General features: G+C 46.2%; 17 protein-coding genes. 5 read left to right on the plus strand and 12 right to left on the minus strand.

Annotated features, from left to right (window positions below; genetic code table 11):
• Positions 1–40: 40 nt before the first annotated feature.
• From G6R11_RS00985 to G6R11_RS01010, 6 genes are all read right to left on the minus strand, one after another.
• Positions 41–949: a DMT family transporter gene (locus G6R11_RS00985; RefSeq protein WP_163130494.1), complete on the minus strand. Its 909-nt coding sequence runs from the start codon at positions 947–949 to the stop codon at positions 41–43.
• Positions 950–1,058: 109 nt separating this feature from the next.
• Positions 1,059–1,676, minus strand: a complete 618-nt coding sequence (ribA, locus tag G6R11_RS00990; protein WP_163131859.1) for a GTP cyclohydrolase II — start codon at positions 1,674–1,676, stop codon at positions 1,059–1,061.
• A 128-nt stretch (positions 1,677–1,804) separates the two neighbouring features.
• A complete protein-coding gene (locus tag G6R11_RS00995; RefSeq protein WP_163130497.1) occupies positions 1,805–2,956 on the minus strand; it encodes a BamA/TamA family outer membrane protein in 1,152 nt (383 codons plus the stop codon).
• Positions 2,949–4,232 (minus strand): DUF4056 domain-containing protein, encoded by a 1,284-nt coding sequence (locus tag G6R11_RS01000; RefSeq protein ID WP_163130500.1) that lies wholly within the window; start codon positions 4,230–4,232, stop codon positions 2,949–2,951. Before G6R11_RS01000 ends, G6R11_RS00995 begins: the two co-directional genes overlap by 8 nt.
• Before the next feature lie 5 nt (positions 4,233–4,237).
• Positions 4,238–5,167 carry an alpha/beta fold hydrolase gene (locus tag G6R11_RS01005; protein ID WP_163130503.1) on the minus strand — a complete coding sequence of 310 codons (930 nt, stop codon included), beginning with the start codon at positions 5,165–5,167 and terminating at the stop codon, positions 4,238–4,240.
• Entirely contained in the window at positions 5,167–6,042 is an 876-nt protein-coding gene (locus G6R11_RS01010; RefSeq protein ID WP_163130505.1) for a virulence protein, read from the minus strand. Before G6R11_RS01010 ends, G6R11_RS01005 begins: the two co-directional genes overlap by 1 nt.
• A 294-nt stretch (positions 6,043–6,336) precedes the next feature.
• On the opposite strand from G6R11_RS01010, the gene G6R11_RS01015 reads away from it, so the two are divergent.
• Positions 6,337–7,236, plus strand: a complete 900-nt coding sequence (locus G6R11_RS01015) for a helix-turn-helix domain-containing protein (RefSeq protein WP_163130508.1) — start codon at positions 6,337–6,339, stop codon at positions 7,234–7,236.
• A gap of 19 nt (positions 7,237–7,255) precedes the next feature.
• Here the strand turns inward: G6R11_RS01015 and G6R11_RS01020 are convergent, their stop codons facing one another.
• From G6R11_RS01020 to G6R11_RS01045, 6 genes are all read right to left on the minus strand, one after another.
• Positions 7,256–8,038: a heme ABC transporter ATP-binding protein gene (locus tag G6R11_RS01020; RefSeq protein ID WP_163130511.1), complete on the minus strand. Its 783-nt coding sequence runs from the start codon at positions 8,036–8,038 to the stop codon at positions 7,256–7,258.
• 7 nt (positions 8,039–8,045) lie between these two features.
• On the minus strand, positions 8,046–9,113 hold the full coding sequence (locus G6R11_RS01025) for an iron ABC transporter permease (RefSeq protein ID WP_205472525.1): 1,068 nt from the start codon (positions 9,111–9,113) through the stop codon (positions 8,046–8,048).
• 64 nt (positions 9,114–9,177) lie between these two features.
• Positions 9,178–10,041 carry a hemin ABC transporter substrate-binding protein gene (locus tag G6R11_RS01030; protein WP_163130514.1) on the minus strand — a complete coding sequence of 288 codons (864 nt, stop codon included), beginning with the start codon at positions 10,039–10,041 and terminating at the stop codon, positions 9,178–9,180.
• The gene (locus G6R11_RS01035) at positions 10,034–10,456 is read right to left on the minus strand and encodes a biopolymer transporter ExbD (RefSeq protein ID WP_163130517.1); all 423 of its coding nucleotides are present in this window, start codon (positions 10,454–10,456) and stop codon (positions 10,034–10,036) included. Before G6R11_RS01035 ends, G6R11_RS01030 begins: the two co-directional genes overlap by 8 nt.
• Positions 10,453–11,190, minus strand: a complete 738-nt coding sequence (locus G6R11_RS01040) for a MotA/TolQ/ExbB proton channel family protein (RefSeq protein ID WP_163130520.1) — start codon at positions 11,188–11,190, stop codon at positions 10,453–10,455. Before G6R11_RS01040 ends, G6R11_RS01035 begins: the two co-directional genes overlap by 4 nt.
• A 4-nt stretch (positions 11,191–11,194) precedes the next feature.
• Complete coding sequence (locus G6R11_RS01045) at positions 11,195–12,043, minus strand: energy transducer TonB (RefSeq protein ID WP_163130522.1); 849 nt, start codon at positions 12,041–12,043, stop codon at positions 11,195–11,197.
• A 172-nt stretch (positions 12,044–12,215) separates the two neighbouring features.
• Here G6R11_RS01045 and hutX point away from each other — a divergent pair, with 172 nt between their 5' ends.
• From hutX to G6R11_RS01065, 4 genes are all read left to right on the plus strand, one after another.
• A complete protein-coding gene (gene hutX / locus G6R11_RS01050) occupies positions 12,216–12,731 on the plus strand; it encodes a heme utilization cystosolic carrier protein HutX (protein WP_163130525.1) in 516 nt (171 codons plus the stop codon).
• A complete protein-coding gene (locus G6R11_RS01055) occupies positions 12,731–13,243 on the plus strand; it encodes a pyridoxamine 5'-phosphate oxidase family protein (RefSeq protein WP_163130528.1) in 513 nt (170 codons plus the stop codon). The genes hutX and G6R11_RS01055 overlap by 1 nt, the downstream gene beginning before the upstream one ends.
• 313 nt (positions 13,244–13,556) lie before the next feature.
• The gene (locus tag G6R11_RS01060) at positions 13,557–14,861 is read left to right on the plus strand and encodes an ATP-dependent endonuclease (RefSeq protein ID WP_255494536.1); all 1,305 of its coding nucleotides are present in this window, start codon (positions 13,557–13,559) and stop codon (positions 14,859–14,861) included.
• A gap of 216 nt (positions 14,862–15,077) precedes the next feature.
• The gene (locus G6R11_RS01065) at positions 15,078–16,067 is read left to right on the plus strand and encodes an Abi family protein (protein WP_163130531.1); all 990 of its coding nucleotides are present in this window, start codon (positions 15,078–15,080) and stop codon (positions 16,065–16,067) included.
• Positions 16,068–16,501: the final 434 nt, after the last annotated feature.

Genomic DNA, 16,501 nt, shown 5'->3' on the forward strand with positions numbered 1-16,501 from the left:
GCTGAGATAGTTGTAGCCAAGCCATGTTCAAGGTGGCTACCTACAGGGGTTTTGCCGCTTTTAAGCGCAGCTTTTGCCAGGGGCTGGCTTTAGTGAATACCAGTAAGTTTCCTAGTAATACAATAGCAACACCAGCTAGGCTTATTGCACTCCATTGATAGCCTTCAAACACCGTTGATAAACCTAACGCCACTACCGGAAATAATACCGTTGCGTAAGCGGCTTTTTGCGGGCCTAGCTTACCAACCAGCACCAAATAAAAGCTAAAGCCCAGCACCGAGCCGATAATGGCGAGGTAGAGCAAGCTACCTAAATAAAGTGGTTCGGTGCTAAAGCCAAACTCTTGACCACTGAACAGCCCCCAGATCAATAGCAATGCTGCGCCGTAGGCCATGCCATAAGCATTGACCGAGAGCACCGATAGGCCTTGCTTTTGCTGCTTAGCCGACAGCATGTTACCTAGCGAGAAACAATAAGTGCCTGCCAAGGCCATTACTAAGCCAAGCAGCTGTTGGCTGGCGGTTTCGCTATGGCGTAGGTCGGGGGCAAACAATAAAACAATGCCGCTTATGCCTAGCAAGCCTCCGCAAATTAAACGCATGCTGGGCTTTTGACCATGAAATAGCCAACTATTGCCCATGTTCATAATGGTTGCGATGGAAAATACGATGGAAATTAACCCGCTTGGGATGTACTGGGCAGCATGGTAAAACAACATGAAATTACAGCTAAACAAACATAAACCCAGCAATAAGCAGCTGGCGTGTTGTTTCAAGCTAAGCCTTTGCAGGCGCTTGGTAACCAGCAGAAACAAAACCAATACCAAGGAGGCGAGGGCAAAGCGATACATGATGGAATTGGCAATTGGTACATCGCCAATTTGATAGGCAATGGCAAGCCAGGTGGTGCCCCAGATAAAAACCGTGGCGAAGTAGATAAAGCCTATCATGTTGGCCTCCTGCGGGTATCACTAAAAGCTTAGTGTCTCAGCAGGCGGCGAGGAAGTATTTCACAATATTGCGCAGAACTTGCGGCTTTTATAGATTATTGCGGCTTATTTAAGAGGGCTGCATGTCTTTGGTTAGCTTTAAGCGGTGTTTGCCGCGGCTGGCTTTGGTTTCTAGGTAGTAGTGATTGTCTACTTTGCGGTAAACGCCGGTGCTTTGTAGCTCGGTAACCTTTATGCCACTTTGCTCTAGAGCGGCTTGTTTACGCGGGTTATTGCTTAGCAGTTTTAGCTCTGATACGCCCATGGCGGTCAGCATTTGCGCCGCTTCGCTAAAGTCACGTAGGTCGTCATCAAAACCAAGCTGGTTATTGGCAGAGTAGGTATCTACACCTTGAATTTGCAGTTGGTAGGCATCGAGCTTGTTGTACAAACCAATACCTCTACCTTCTTGGCGCATATATAAAATAATGCCGCCTTGCTCAGCCATTTTCTCAATGGCCTCGTTGAGCTGTTCACCGCAATCGCAGCGCGAAGAGCCAAACACGTCACCGGTTAAACACTCTGAGTGAATCCGCACTAAAGGCGTTGTTTGCTGGCTATCGGCATTTTTGAATACCAAGGCTACGTGTTCTTTGTCGCTGTTAAGATCGGTAAATGAGATCATCTCAGCAGGAATATCGCTACGTCTTCCCACTTGAAAGGGGACGCGAGTGCGAATGCTACTCAGTTTTTCTGTTGATTTCATTTAAGCGCTCCATTACTACAGCCTATGGCGAGGGCGAAGTGTATAAATTCATTATACCAAATGCAAAGCAATTCCTATTCGTAAATCGTTTGCCCTTATGCTTTTATGGTTTAAAAAGCCTCATCTACATTAAAATAGAAGCCTCTTTCACCGTCGCCAAAGCCCATGTCTAAGCGCAGGTTAACCCGGCTTTTTACTTCAAAGCGGTAGCCAAAACCTGCGTTGGGCAGTATCTCTTGGCTGCTAAACTCATCGACACTGGGCGCCACCGCACCTGCGCCTAGCCAAAATACTAAACCGTGGCGCCTTGGCAAATCCCAGCGGTATTCCACTTGGCTCATCATCATTTGTTTATCGCGATAACGGCCCGTTGTATAACCGCGTAAGGCAGAGCCACCACCTACGGTAGACAGCATATGCCAAGGCACATCGCCACTGGTAAAGCGGCTTTTATATTGCCAGGCTAATACGCTATCGCGTGGGCCTAAGCGGTAGTATTCGCTGTAGTTAAAACTCAAGGTTTGAAAACTGTCGCTGCTGCCAATCGTTGGGTGATACCAGCCAGTATCAAGCTGTAGCAACCTCCCTTGGTAGGGATTGCGAACCAGATCTCGGGTATCATAGTTGGCTTGCAGGGTAAGCCCCACCGCGCTGGAGCTGGAGTCAAGCAAGCTACTATCTACCATGCTCTGGGCTGGGTCTATGTCGCTGGCCTTGGCATAGCTAAAATCGAACCCACCACCTATAAAGCTTGAGTCTGCTACCCGTCGCAGTAACATCGGGCGCAAGGAAAACTGCCGATGATTGAAATCTACGCGATTATTATCTTGGTGGTTTTGTTGATAACCCACCCCATAAAACACATCGGGGGCATCAGAGATTTCACCATCGACATAGAGCCGCCATTGGTCTTCTTGCAAAAAACTACGGTTATCCACGGTAAGGCCTACAGCGCCGTTAATGGAGGCAAAACCGTTGATCACCAGTGACGAGGTTTGGCTCACTTGGTCGTTTTCATCAATTTGGTATAAACCAATCGCCGAAACCCCCACGCCTAAGGATAGCTCTGGATTATAGAAGGGGCCGGGGAGCACGCTAAAATCGATTAACTTGCTGCTGTCGTAGCCACCGTCTGCACCCAATTTGTCTAGAATGTTATCAATCCAACCGGGCTCTGCTTTATCTGCGGGCTGGTCGACGATTTCACTAGAGGCAAGTACGCCTGTGCTAAGTAAAGTGAATAAAAATAGTAACCTAGTCATTGAGTTGGCTACCTACATGAACTTGCAGCTCTAGCTCGTCTTGCAGTTGGTTGTAAGCCGATATCGCTAAAAACTTGCGGTTACTAAAACCGTTTTGCCATAGGTGTTTGGGGATATGGCTAAAGCTTGCTTGGTACTTGGGCGCGACGTCTAGCCATTGCTGGGCAACGCCAGCCATATCAACACCATGCACAATCGCAGGCAGTGACAGCGGCATTGGGTTAAGTTGTTGGGCAAACAGAGGTTCAAGTAATGGCCAGTTGGCATCTTGTTTAGCAAGCTGCTCGGGCACTAAGTATGGATGCTGTTCTTTGCCCAAACGATAATGCCGTTTTAAAAGCATAAACTTACTCGGTAAGGCTTGATTCGAATCCCACCAATGGCCATCTATTGCATCAAACAGGGCATTGGTTTGCTGCTTTGATACAGGCTCTAATTGGGCGATTGACGCACTAAGCCACTGGCTCATATGTTGGTTATACAGCTCTCGCGTCATGGTGAGATTGTTTACCACCAAGGCCAAACCAATTTTTGCCCCCAGCATATTTGAGTAAAGATCTTCCGGTGAGTAAGCCGATACTTGTTCTGACCAAGGTCGCCAGCTTCGGTAGCCATGCCACTGAGCTATTTCGTGGGCCTCAGCCATCGAGTAGGCCATGCGCGCGGCCAATTGTGCCGCTAGCTCCCAACGTTGTTGATAGCTTAGATGCTCGACTTCAAAGGCCGCAATTCTTATCTCGCGAGGGCCAATCTCATTGGGTAGCGGAATGCTAAAGGCTTGGCCTAGTTGCGGATATATCCGTTGAAATAGAGCAACTGTGTTGTCTGCGGTATCGCGTACATGGGCTAAATCGATAAACCCGCCGCGCAGGGTATAAAGCTGGCCGTTATTTTCGCCACTTCTGCGCCCCTTTGGTTCGCCGCGTTGAAAACTCCAGGTGCCCGCTTCGTAAGCGTGCGGGCCAATTTCTTCAAGGGCTAGGGTATTTGCGTAGCGAAAGAAAGGCACTTGAAGGCTAGCGACTTTTACCTTGTGATGATTACCAAAGGCGCAGCATGGTCTTACATCTTCGGGCATTCTGGCCAAACTAAATTGCTGGGGAGCTTGCTGGCTAAGTACTTGAATATCTGGCTGCTCGCTGAGCGCGCTTTGTACTGCATCCTCACTAGGGCGGCTGCGGGTATCCCAGTTATTGTTTGAACAAGCGCTGATTAAGCCAAGCAAGATGAGTAGGCACAGCTGCTTAAGCTTGCGGCCAAGGGAAATTAAGGTCATGTTTTTCATTCAATAAAAAGGCTAATAGCTTGGCTAACAGTGGTGGGGTGCTCATTGCTGATGTTGTGTGGGGCATTAGGAATAACCATCATTGGCGCATCTAAATAGCGAGCCAATTGCTTGCCCTGTTGCAGCGGAAACACTCGATCGTTCTCGCCCCAAATAACCAAGGTAGGTGGCATTTGCTGTGGTTTCACCAGAGGGACTAAGTGATCACGGTAATCAGGAAGCGTATTAATCAGTTGCCGTTTTTGCGGCTGCCATGCAGCAAAGTAGCGCTGATAGATTTGCTCATCTATTGCGTGGGGCAGTGGCGGAAAGCGTGTAAATACTCCGTCGAATAGGTGGCGCATCTGCTGGCGGTTTTCTGGAACAAAAATATCGGCCGGCTGCTCGCGCTCAAAACGCTGGCTGAGCTCGACTAAGTCTTGGTCACTAATAAAGGTGCCTGGGCTAGATAGTATTACCGCTTTGTTGATGCCATTTGGCTGCGCCATCATATCGTAAGCAACAAGCCCGCCGTAGGATATGCCAACCAAGTTGTAGTGCTCTACTCGCAGTTGTGCCAGCAGCTGCTTAACCGCTTGATGCTGGGTGCTTATATTCGCTTCACCTTGGCTGTAAGAATCGCCAAACCAGGCTAAGTCGGGAGCAATTACTCGATAGTGCTGGCTTAGCTCTAACATCATCGGCAACCACGTTGTGGTGGCAGTGCCGCCAAAGCCGTGCAGCAATACTAAGGGCTCGCCTTGGCCGCCAATCCAGTAGCGCAGTTGGCCACCTTCGGCTAGGGCCAATTCACTTTGAGTAAACTGGGCCTTTTGCAGTTGCTTAGCGTCTAGCTGCTCTTTTACCGCTAAGGCTGAACAGCCGTTTAGGCTTAACGCTATAACCAAGCCAAGCAGCCAGCGGGGAAACACACTCATCATGCGCATTAGAAACGGTAACCCAAGCCAAGCATAAAGCTAGTGCGTTTGCCAAAGCCTACTTCGAGCAAAGCGTCTACATGTTCGGTAAGTGACATTTGGCCACCCACTAGGGCATTCCATTTTTCTTCTAAGTGCTGAGTTACCTCGAATTTACCGCCACTCGGCAGTGGTGGTGGCAGGTTAATGCCAATATCGTTTAGGTTGCCGCTAAAGGTTTGCTCAACGTTTTGATACATTGCGCCGCCCCAAACTTGAATGTCTCGCCCGCCTACTTCCCAGCGGTAACCGGCGCGTGGGGTTACTACAATAGTGCTGATCTCACCGTCTAAAATATCTAAGGCGGTATTGGTGTAGTTAACATCAAGCAAAGCAAACCAGTTACCTACGCCGCCTACTAGGGTAGTCCCCGCACCGTAGGTAATGCCGCTAAAGTTTAAGCTGAAATCGATTGGCGGCCCCACCGGTGTACCTGCCAGAGTCACCTGAACATCTGCAACGCTGCTACCTTTGGTTTGCCCTAAAACACCATATACGTTCATAAAAGGTAACACCCAAATATCACCGCGTAGTGTTAGTGTTTCTGAATCTTGGATAGCATGGCTTCCATCAACCCCAACTAGCTTGTCTATGGCGTTTCCCAAGCCAGAGAATGCGACATTATCAATGATTAAAGGTTGTGACATACTCATGTAGTTGATGCTAAAGCCATAAGGTTTTGGCAGCTTGTGGCCTAGATCGATGGCTTCTTGCGCCCAAATAGGGAAGTAAGCTTGGTATTGCTCGCTTTCATCGCTGGGTAGTGGCGAGTTTTCTGCAAAACTAAATAGGGGAGCCAATAGCGTTAAAGCGCTAAATCCCGGCAGAAAATTAGGTAGTTTCATGTACGAACTTGTCTCAATATTGCGTGTAAACAATTAAGCAACGATCGCCAAAGCCACCCCGCTTGCATAGGCAGAGTGTTTACGTCCGTGTGATTTGGAGGGCAGCGCAATGAAGAGTATTAAGTATGCGCTACATAGCCTGAAAAGCATTCAGGTTCAGTGCTTTTAGTAATCGCGGCATTTTATTTGAGCATTTGCTCTAAGGCAAGTGATTACTGTTATTTATCGCCTTGCTTCAAGGTTCACTAAGATGATATTTTCTTAGTTCAATGCGCAGCACCAAAGGGAGGTGGTATGGGCAACAAAGATACTCATCACCGCCTTATTCAAGGCAGCCACGTATTTGAGCGGCTTAATCAAGCACGCGCTGTATTGCATAACAGTGTAAGCCTGGGTGAGCAGCTAGGTTTTGCCCGTTGGTCTAATCAAGATGATCGCACTTCTTATCATCGGCCAGAACATCACACCCTAAGTGTTTACCTATCTGGTGGTTATCAAACTAAACGGCTGATTGGCTCTGAACTGCTTAGTGGTGGCGCTCCTGGGAAGCTATGTTTAATGCCTGCAGGGCATGAATCTCGCTGGCAGGTGGATGGTGACTTAGCTTTTGTTCACTTGTACTTTAGCGACCAAGATCTAAGCCAAAGCATTGAACAAATTTGGGATAAAAGTGCCAGCAGCTTTGATGTTCAAGATCTTACCTTTGCCGATGACATTGCGGTAAGTGGCCTTATTCAGCAGTGGTTGCTTAAGCTTAATTGGCAAGACAAGGCCGACCGCTTAGCGCTGGATCAACTTAGCCAGTTATTACTTGGCCATATCACTAAACACTACCTGAATAAGCACTTACCAGAGCCCGCGATTAATGGCGGCTTAGCGCCTTATCAGTTAAACCGCTGCCAAGAATTTATTGAAGCGCATTTAGCCGACAAATTGAGTTTGCATCAATTGGCCCAGTTGGTTGATTTAAGTGATTACCATTTTGCCCGAATGTTTAAACAAAGCAGCGGAGTAAGCCCGCACCAGTATTTGAGTCTGCGACGTATCGAGCGGGCTAAACACTTGTTATTAAATGGCGAGCTAAGTTTGGCGGAAGTGGCCTATCAAACAGGCTTTTCATCGCAAGCTCATTTTAGTGCTCGCTTTAAGCAAATAACTGGAAATAGCCCAGCCAGCTTTCGCAATAAAAGCTAGCTATCGCCTTTAGTCAGTTTTAAATAACCACCGGAAAATCTTGCTCGGGGTGGCGCAAAATCTCAGCTTGATAATCGAATACATGATTAATATTGGCTTGATTTAGCACTTGCTCTGGGCTTCCATCACTGCAAATTTCACCATCTTTAAGTAGCAAAATTCGTTGGCAGTAACGCGAGGCTAGGTTTAAGTCGTGCACTACGCTAATTACTGTAGCACCTTGTTGGCTTAGCTTTTCGGCGTGTTCCATTAATACCTGCTGGTGGCTTAAATCCAGCGCGCTGGTGGGCTCATCCAATAGCAGAATCTGTTGTTCAACTGGCGTAGTGGCTAATTGGGCGGTAACACGTGCATAGTGTACGCGCTGCTTTTCACCGCCAGAAAGCTGCGGGTAGGGCGTATCCTTATAATGCCAAATGTCCATTAGTTCGAGCTGCTGTTTGATGATCTGTTGTTGATCTTGGTAGCTTAAGCGGCTGTTAATAAGCCCTAGAGCCACCACTTCGCTAACGCTAAAGGCAAAGCTTAACTCAGAGCTTTGCGGCAATACCGCCAAATGGCGGCTAAGCTCAGGTTTGTCCCACTCGCTGCGTAGTTTGCCTAAGATGTTTATGCTGCCAGCCTGCTGCTGGTGGTCACCACAAATAAGTTTAAGCAGCGAGCTTTTACCAGCGCCATTGGCGCCCAATAATGCGGTGTGTTGGCCAGTGGCAAAGTTAAGTGACAACTGTTTGAAGAGTTGCTTTTTGCCTAAGGAAAAATCTAAGCCACTAAGTTGAATACTGTTTGATAAAGATGACATAGAAACCCTAAGCAATACGTTGGCGTTGTTGCAGTAGCAAGAAGATGAAAAACGGTGCGCCGACCAAGGCAGTTACAATGCCTACAGGCAGCTCTGCTGGGCTAATCACTAAGCGAGAAAGTAAGTCAGCTAAAAGCAGTAAAGCGGCACCCAATAAGGCGCTGTAAGGAATTAAGCGTTGATGGTTTGGCCCAAGCAACATACGAATTAAGTGCGGCACGACCAAGCCTACAAAACCAATTAAGCCCGATACCGATACTGCTATACCTACACCTAAGGCGGTAAAGAAAATCAGTTGGCTTTTTAGCTTTTGAACTTGAATACCCAAGTGGCCGGCTTCGGCTTCACCTAGCAACAAGGCATTAAGGGCTTGCGCCTTACGCATAAATACCACTAACAAAATTGCTAGGGTGCTAAAGGCCAGAATAATATTGCCCCAGGTAGCGCCCGCTAAAGAGCCCATTTGCCACAAGCTTAAATCGCGCAGCATTTGGTCGTTGGCTAAATAGCTTAATAAGCCAATGCCAGCACCTGAAAGCGCCCCAACGGCGATACCCGCTAATAGCATCATCACTACTGAGGTGCCGTTAGGCGTGGTGCCTAGGCGATAAACCAATACCGTGGTAACAAAGCCGCCAATAAAGGCAAACAATGGCACGGCTAAAGCACTAATAAATTCAGGCAGCTGCCAGTTCACCAAGCCCAGCAATACAATCGCAATGGCTGCGCCTGCTGCACTGCCGCTTGATACACCAATGATGCCGGGGTCGGCTAAGGGGTTACGAAACAAACCTTGCATCACTGCGCCACACATAGCCAAGATGGCGCCAACCGCAATACATAACAGAGTACGTGGCAAGCGAATGCCCGTTACCACAAGTTGATAATGAGCAGGCGCATCGCTTTCAAAATTAAAGGGCAGCAAGGCACTTAAAGCATCGCTCACTGGAATACTCATTGGCCCTTGAGTCACCGACAACAACGCCGTAGCCATGAGTACCAGCAGGGCAACTGGCAAAAGCCAACCCGACAACAAAGCGTTGGGATTGGCAGAGTGTGAAGAAAATAAAGACATCAATACAACCTAGTTATTACACGAATGCGGAGAGTTAAACCCTCGCAAGCCACGGGTTAAAATGTTACTGCAAGCGTTGGCTTAGGCGCACCGCTTCATCTATGCTTGCCAAGCCTAAGCCACCAATAAGTGCATGTCCATCAATCGCATAAATTGCCTTGGTTTTTCCAGCGGGTGTCGCAGCTAATACCGGAAAGCTACTTAGTACGCCCGATACTCCACCTAGCTTGTCTATGCTGCGCTGGCTAAATAACAATAGCTCTGGCTGCATAGAAAGAATGGCCTCATCAGACAGCGGCTTGTAACTGTTTAAATGTGGTTTGGCGAGGTTTACTGCACCTGCTAGCTCCATAATGCTATTAGCGGTGGTATCACTGCCGGCGGTAAGCAGCTTTTTGGCATCATGGCTAATAAAGAACAAACTGTTAATTGGCTTGGCGGTTTGTGAGTACTGCTCTAGCTCGGTGAGTTGCTGGCTAAGCTTTTGTTGCAAGGCCATTGCTTGACTTTGATGACCCAATAGTTTGGCTAAGGCATCAATCCGTTGCTCAAGGCTAGCTACCGTTGACTGGCTATTCAAACGATGAATTTGCACACCGGCTTGTTGAAGCTGATTTAAGCTACTGTCGGGGCCCATTTCATCACTGCCAATAATAGCGTCGGGCGCTAAGGCTAATAAACCCTCGGCACTTAACTGGCGGTGGTAACCCACTACTGGCAGGCTTAAATCACTAGGTAGCTGGCTGGTTGAATCAACCGCGATAACTTGCTGTTCGGCGTCTAGAGCAATGATGATTTCAGTAATGTTTGCACCCGCACTTACCACCCGTTTAAGTGGCTCTGCTTGTAAGCTAGAACTGGCAATAAGGCTTAGCCCACAAATGGCGGTAAGCAGCTGGGGAAGGAGCGGAAAGTGGCGCTTAATCATTGTTCTTTTCCATAAGTATTTGGGTGGTTTCAATTTCGAGTTGTTGCAGTAGCTCGAGCATTTTTAATAGGTGTTCAACCGGCACTTGGCGCTCGCTGGCTAAGCTCACACTGGGTTTGCTTTGGTCTTGGCTTTGTTGTTTTATCGCCTGTTCAAAGGCTGCAAAAGTTTGGTAGCGCTGCTCGCCAAGGCCCCAAGTGGGGTTGTCTTGAAATAGACTTAGCTGCAATTTGGCCGGCTCACTGGCCACGCTGGCTTGCGCTTGGCTGGTTGCGGGTAAATCCATGTCCATTTGGTACACACGGCTGTTGGCGGTTAGTAGCAAAAACACCAGTACAATAAAAATTATGTCTAGCAGAGCGGTTAAATCGGGCACCATGCTAAAACCGCTGCTTTGTTCTTCTATGCGGATCATGCTGGCGCGTGCTCTAGCTCTTGGGTTTTATTGTCGGGTTGAAATGCCGCCAAGGTGCGGGCGTCATCGGCGAGGGTATTAACCCCTTCAATCATTAAATTTGCTTGGTTAATGGTGGTTTCAAGGTCGTGAATAATCCGCTCTTTCCACAGGCTTAAACCATGGGCAAAAGCGAGTGCGGGCACGGTAACTAACAGGCCTGCCGCAGTGGTGTACATGGCCGTTCCTAAACCCTGTGACAACATTGCTGGGTTTACCGCTTGCTCGCTTACCGCTAAAGCATCAAACATTTCAATTAAGCCTAATACCGTGCCGAGTAAGCCAAGCAAAGGGCTAATTAAAGCCAAAATGTGCAAGGCTTTTAGACCTCTGGCCAACTTTTGTTGTTGCTGGCGCAGCCATACGGCGGCAATTTCTTCTCGCAGGTTTTTAGCTTGTTCTTTATGCACTAGTAATAAACAAATCGCCTTACGCGCTAAACTGCGCGACTGCGAAAAGCACTGCTTTTGTTGCTTGCAAGTGGCCTGTTTACTGGTGAGTAAATGGGTCGCCAACTTAAGCCAATTGCGCTGGTGAATAGCAATATGAGTGAAGGCCAAACTAGCAATGCGCTCAATGATGATGGCACAAGCCAATACCGAACAAAGCAAAATGGGCCAGCGTAAATCGCCCAATTGCTCCGAGGTGAGAATATTGCTTAGCGCGCCAAGCTGTTCAGAAGACATTATTTGCATAGACTTAACTCAATTTAAAACGGATAGGGATAAGCGCGCGTGACGCTTGGGCTTGGCCATCAACAATAAGGCCTTTAAATTGCCAGCGTTTCACTGCTTTTAAGGCGGCTTTGTCCAAGCTTTTAATGCCTGAACTGCTGTTAATTTCGCGTTTAGTTTGGCGCCCTGCGGGGTCTAGCCAAACCTCTACCATTACCGTGCCCTCTAAACCGCGTTTTTTGGCTACTCGCGGGTAAACCGGGGCAGAAGGTGGCGAGGCAAAACGAGGCTGGGTATTAATACGTGGCAGCTTAGATAAACCTTGATCTGGTTGAGATTGGCTATTTACCTGGCTAACCGCAGGCTTAGTATTAGCTAGTTCTTCAACAGGCTCGCGCTTAGTATCAGGCTTTGCTGCGGGTTTAAGGGGTTCTGTAGGCGTCTCTTTAGCTTGCTGCGGCTGCGGCGGTTTAGATTGGGCAAGCTGTGTTTGCTCTCTAGGTTTAGCTGGCTGCTTTTCACGAGGTATTTCCTTTACTACTGGCTTAAGATCCGCGGGTTTGGGGTTGGCCGGAACTGGCGTTGGTGTTTTCGCCACGGCTTTAGGCGTGACAGGCTCTGGCGTGACTTTGGCTGGAGCAATAGTTTTAACTGTGGGCTTAGCCTCAACCGGGCTTGGCTCAGCCACTTCTTCAACAACCTTAACCGGGGGCTGCTTAGCCACAACGTTGGTGTTTATGGCTACCACGCTCAAACTCGGCTCAGCCGTTTGGCCACCACTGCTTAGCGTTATCTCTTTGGTTTTGGGCTGCATATACATAAAGTAGCCATGTATAGCCGCAGAAATTAGCACGGCCAAACTAAGCTTCCCCATTTTTTACCCTTAAACCATTAACTCAACATTAGGCTAAGAATACTGCTAAAAAAAATATAAGTAAATACAAATGATAATGATTTGCATTTGATTGGTAGCTAGGTTAAGGTTTAAAACAGTTAAGCAGTTTGGTGTTTCCAAACGTAGCAACAATGGTAGATAGGAGAGTTAAATGGCCTTAACGCCAGCCGAAGTAGTAGAGCAACATAGCGAACTTAGTGTGGCTCAATTGGCAGAAAAAGCGCAATGCAGTGAAGCAGAAGTAGTAGAGCTACTTCCACAAGAGTGGGCCTGTTGGTTGCCTACCGAGCAACTGCAATGGCTAATGTACGATCTCCCCAGCTGGGGACCCATGACCACCATTATTCAAGTGGCTGGCTCGGTATTTGAGATTAAAGATAACTTTCCTAGTGGTAAACCAGGTCATGGTTATTACAATCTAATGGATAAGCAAAGCCACTTACATGGGCATTTAAAGCTAGACAACATTGCTAGCGTAGCCTTAATCAGTAAGCCTTTGCGTGGCACCGAAAGTTACTGCTTCCAGTTTTTTGATGACAACGGCAGCACCGTATTTAAAGTATATTTGGGGCGTGATCGCAAACGCGTATTGTTACCCCAGCAGGTAGAACGCTTTGAGTTGCTAAAGCAAAACATGGCACTAACGGAACTAGAGAACCAACAGTAATGATTGATAAGAAAGCACGCTTGGCCTCACGCCTTGGCCCAGAAATCGCCGAATTTGTAGAAAGTAAGCAAAGCATACTCATCGCTTCAATGGGAGAAGATGGCTTCCCACATAGCTCTTACTCGCCGTTTGTTTGCTACCAAGGCGCGTTCTACATACTGATTAGCGATATCTCAAAACATGCCGATTACCTGCGTGCCCACGACAAAGCCGCTGTGATGCTGATTGATGATGAAGCCGATACCAAGCAAATTTACGCACGTAAGCGCTTAAGCTACGACGTAATAGCCAAGCAAGTAGACAGCGAACCACGCGAGCAAGTGATTGATTTACTTGAGCAACGCCATGGCGAAATAGTGGGCAACCTTCGCCAGCTAGCTGACTTTAGCTTGTTTGTTCTAGAACCGATTAAAGGACGTTATGTAAAAGGATTTGGTCAAGCTTTTGATATTAAAGGCTTAGACGATGTCGATTTTGTGCACTTGAAGGAAGGGCATAAAAAGCGAGCTTAATTGCTCGTGGGTTTTACACCCGTTGGGGCTTAGCTGCCCTTGTACGTAAGTACTCTCTCCACACTCAGCGAAAGCTGAAACCTTGGGTCTTATTAGACTGTAGCTGCACTAGTATTGGTGCAGCTTTTTTTATGCCTTCGTTTCGTTAAGTTAAGCCAAACAAAGCAAAGCTAGATTTTTGTAAGCTCATCTCTAACTCACTTTTGGTAAAAAGCCAATCATTAAGTTCAAAACAACGAATGGCTTTCAAGAAGCAAGCTACGAGCTAGTCGATTTAGTCAAAAAGTCATTTCACTTTGTTTACATACCGCCAATTAGAACAGCTAGTGATTTACAGTACACTGAGACTGCCATTCTTCGACAACTTGTTGAGGCACACCTTGAGGCAGAAACTAAGCACAAAGACAGCTTTACAAATAAGTTTAAAGACGCCTTTACATTCTTACAAAAACACGCGCTGTCAAAATTAACGAAGAAGCTAGATAAGGAGAGTAGCTTACCAGATGAGTTAGGACTGCAACTTGGTTTTCGTAGAGACATGCATTACTCAGAGTACATAAATGATATTGAAGTTACGATACAAGAGACCTCTCAACGTCATAATTTACTGAATTGTGGAACCGGAATTCAGAGCCTCACTATCATTTCACTTTATAGGCTTTTAGCTAAGCTCGAAGGCAAAACCGTATTCTTAGCTCTTGAAGAACCGGAAACTAATTTACACCCACATGCACAAAGAGAATTTATTCATACTATTCAAAAGGATGATAGTAATAGCCAACTTGCACTCACCACTCACTCAACCGCGATTATCGATACTCTGGGGCATAAAGATGTACTTCTCGTCAAAAAAGCACCGGATAGCAAAAGAGGTTTCAAAAGCAACATAAAGCAGCTTAGTACCACTTTTTTTGAAGACAATAACCTAGATAACTTCAAATACTATCAATTCCATCTATATCGAAATAGCGAGTTTTTCTATGCTCGCCGTGTCATTCTGGTTGAGTCCAAAACGGATGCGGAAGTTTTGAAGGTCATTGCACATAATGCTGGTATTGACCTAGGCTTAATCGGCTGTTCAATAATCAACCTTGATGGCGTAAAAAACCTTACTTACCCACTGACTATAATTAAAGAGCTTGAACTACCTTATCTCATAATTGTTGATAAAGACTTCTTTGTCCCATACTTAAACAGCAATAATGCTTCTGCGAGTAAAGATGTTAATGGCTTCCCACAATATGGTAGCAACTTCAAAAGATCTTCCCCCGTAGACCTATTGTTAACGGACGATGGTGATAAAGAAGAAATACGCTCAAATTTTGTAACTAATCATACTAAAGCTCTAGAGTTGCTTGACAAATATGATGTTATATCAATGAGATATAACCTAGAGACAGACTTACTCCAAAGTAGTCGAGCGCTTGAGCTTATTTGTGATGAATTAGAGCTTGAAGGTGATGACCGAAATTCCCATAAAATTTTAACAACCAAAGAGCTGAGCAAAAAAATTAAAAATATTGAGTTACTAATGAATGTCGTACGAAGCCTTAACGCATCAAATTATCCTCGCTCTTATAGTCGTATAAGACGAAAGGTAATGTCATTTAAAGGATGATTGTTACGCTATTGGGCTTCTCATAAACGGGCAAACCCTGTCTCGCTTTTGTCCCATCCGAATAAATGATAGTTTTCTAACATCGAAGAGTCATTCAAGCGTTAAGTAAGTTGAATCTCAACCAAAATTGATTATAATGAACCTAACAATGGCTTCCTCCAGAACTTCGGTTCGTAAGAGTGGGAGCTTTTTTTTGCCTAAAATTTAGAGATGCGCATGACGGATTTAGTGCCATACAGAAAACCTTACCTTACCAGTGAACAACTTTGCACCAAGCTAGCAGAGCAAGGTTTAAAATTTGAAGATGAGCAAGCTAAAAAGTTCGCTGCCAATATCCTAAGTCGTTGCAGTTATTATCGCTTTAAGGCTTATTTATCACCTTTCCAAGATCCCGAAACAAAGATGTATAATGGCGATACATTTTTTTCTCATGGCTACGAACTCTATCAATTTGACGCTGAGCTGCGTAGTTATCTCTTTAATATAATTGAAAAAGTTGAAGTTGGAGTTCGCTCTTCCTTTGACCAATGGATGACAAATCAAACAAACAACCCTTTCTGGTATCTAGATTCAGCCTTGTTTGTAAATAATGGTAACCAAGTCAAAACCGTTAGCCGAGTTCGCGATATGTTTATAGGCTCACAGGAACTTTTTGCACAACATTATCAAAAAAAGTATTACAACGAGTTTTGTCCATTCTACCGAGATCTTCCTCCGGGTTGGGTAGCTATTGAACTGATGACATTCGGCAATCTAGTAAATCTTATGCAAAGCTTAAGCCTTGAATCTGTTCGCGACTTAAAACTAGACCGATTTGCGAAGAAAAAACTCGATGTTGAAAAGTTCACTTCACTTTGCTCATGGATGGGAGCCCTGCAACAAGTTCGCAATCATTGCGGCCATCACACGCGCCTATTCTCACGTAACTTACATGCACCAAACGGTATCAAGCGCATTATGAGCAACGCCATTCCTTTGGTAAGAACTCGACCAAATCCAAACAAACGGGAAGAAGATCAGTTGAACCGCTTATATACTTCGGTAATTGCGTTGCAACGAATACACTCAGGGCTTAAATTTGACGAAAAGCTTGGGCCTGCGTTAGCCCACTTATTTGATAAATATCCGATAGCCAATCGTTTTATATCTGCAATGGGCTTTCCTACGGAGTGGAAGCAAGAACCTTTGCTTTTCGAACTTGATTAAACCCAGTCTTGAAATCTGAGTTTGATGACCTTTATCTAAGGCGCTTTTGTCCCCGAAGCGACTCACAAACCAGAATAAAAATGCATTTTGACTGCACATTTTATTTTGTTAGCACATGAGTATTTTTTGGGTTAATACTGGTTGATTACAGAAGTCTGAACCTAGCTCGTAAATGATAATGGGGCAAAAAAGTTTCACACACTCGATAGCCAAGATTGTGCTTTTCAATCCCATCATCTTCGCCGAGTAGCGCAAATGAACAAGGGAGCAGAGTTGAAGTCTGTTTGAGCGTAGCGAGTTACTTCAACGCCCTTGTGAATGCGCAACGCAGGATCTAAGAAGATGCGGGGCGAGTTTTCTTTTTGCTTCGTTTTTCTTTGCTCGTCAAAGCTTAATGACGTCGCCGTAGGCGAAAGCCTTTACTCTATAGCTAA

The organism is Agarivorans sp. Alg241-V36, from assembly GCF_900537085.1.
Taxonomy (GTDB): Bacteria; Pseudomonadota; Gammaproteobacteria; order Enterobacterales; family Celerinatantimonadaceae; genus Agarivorans.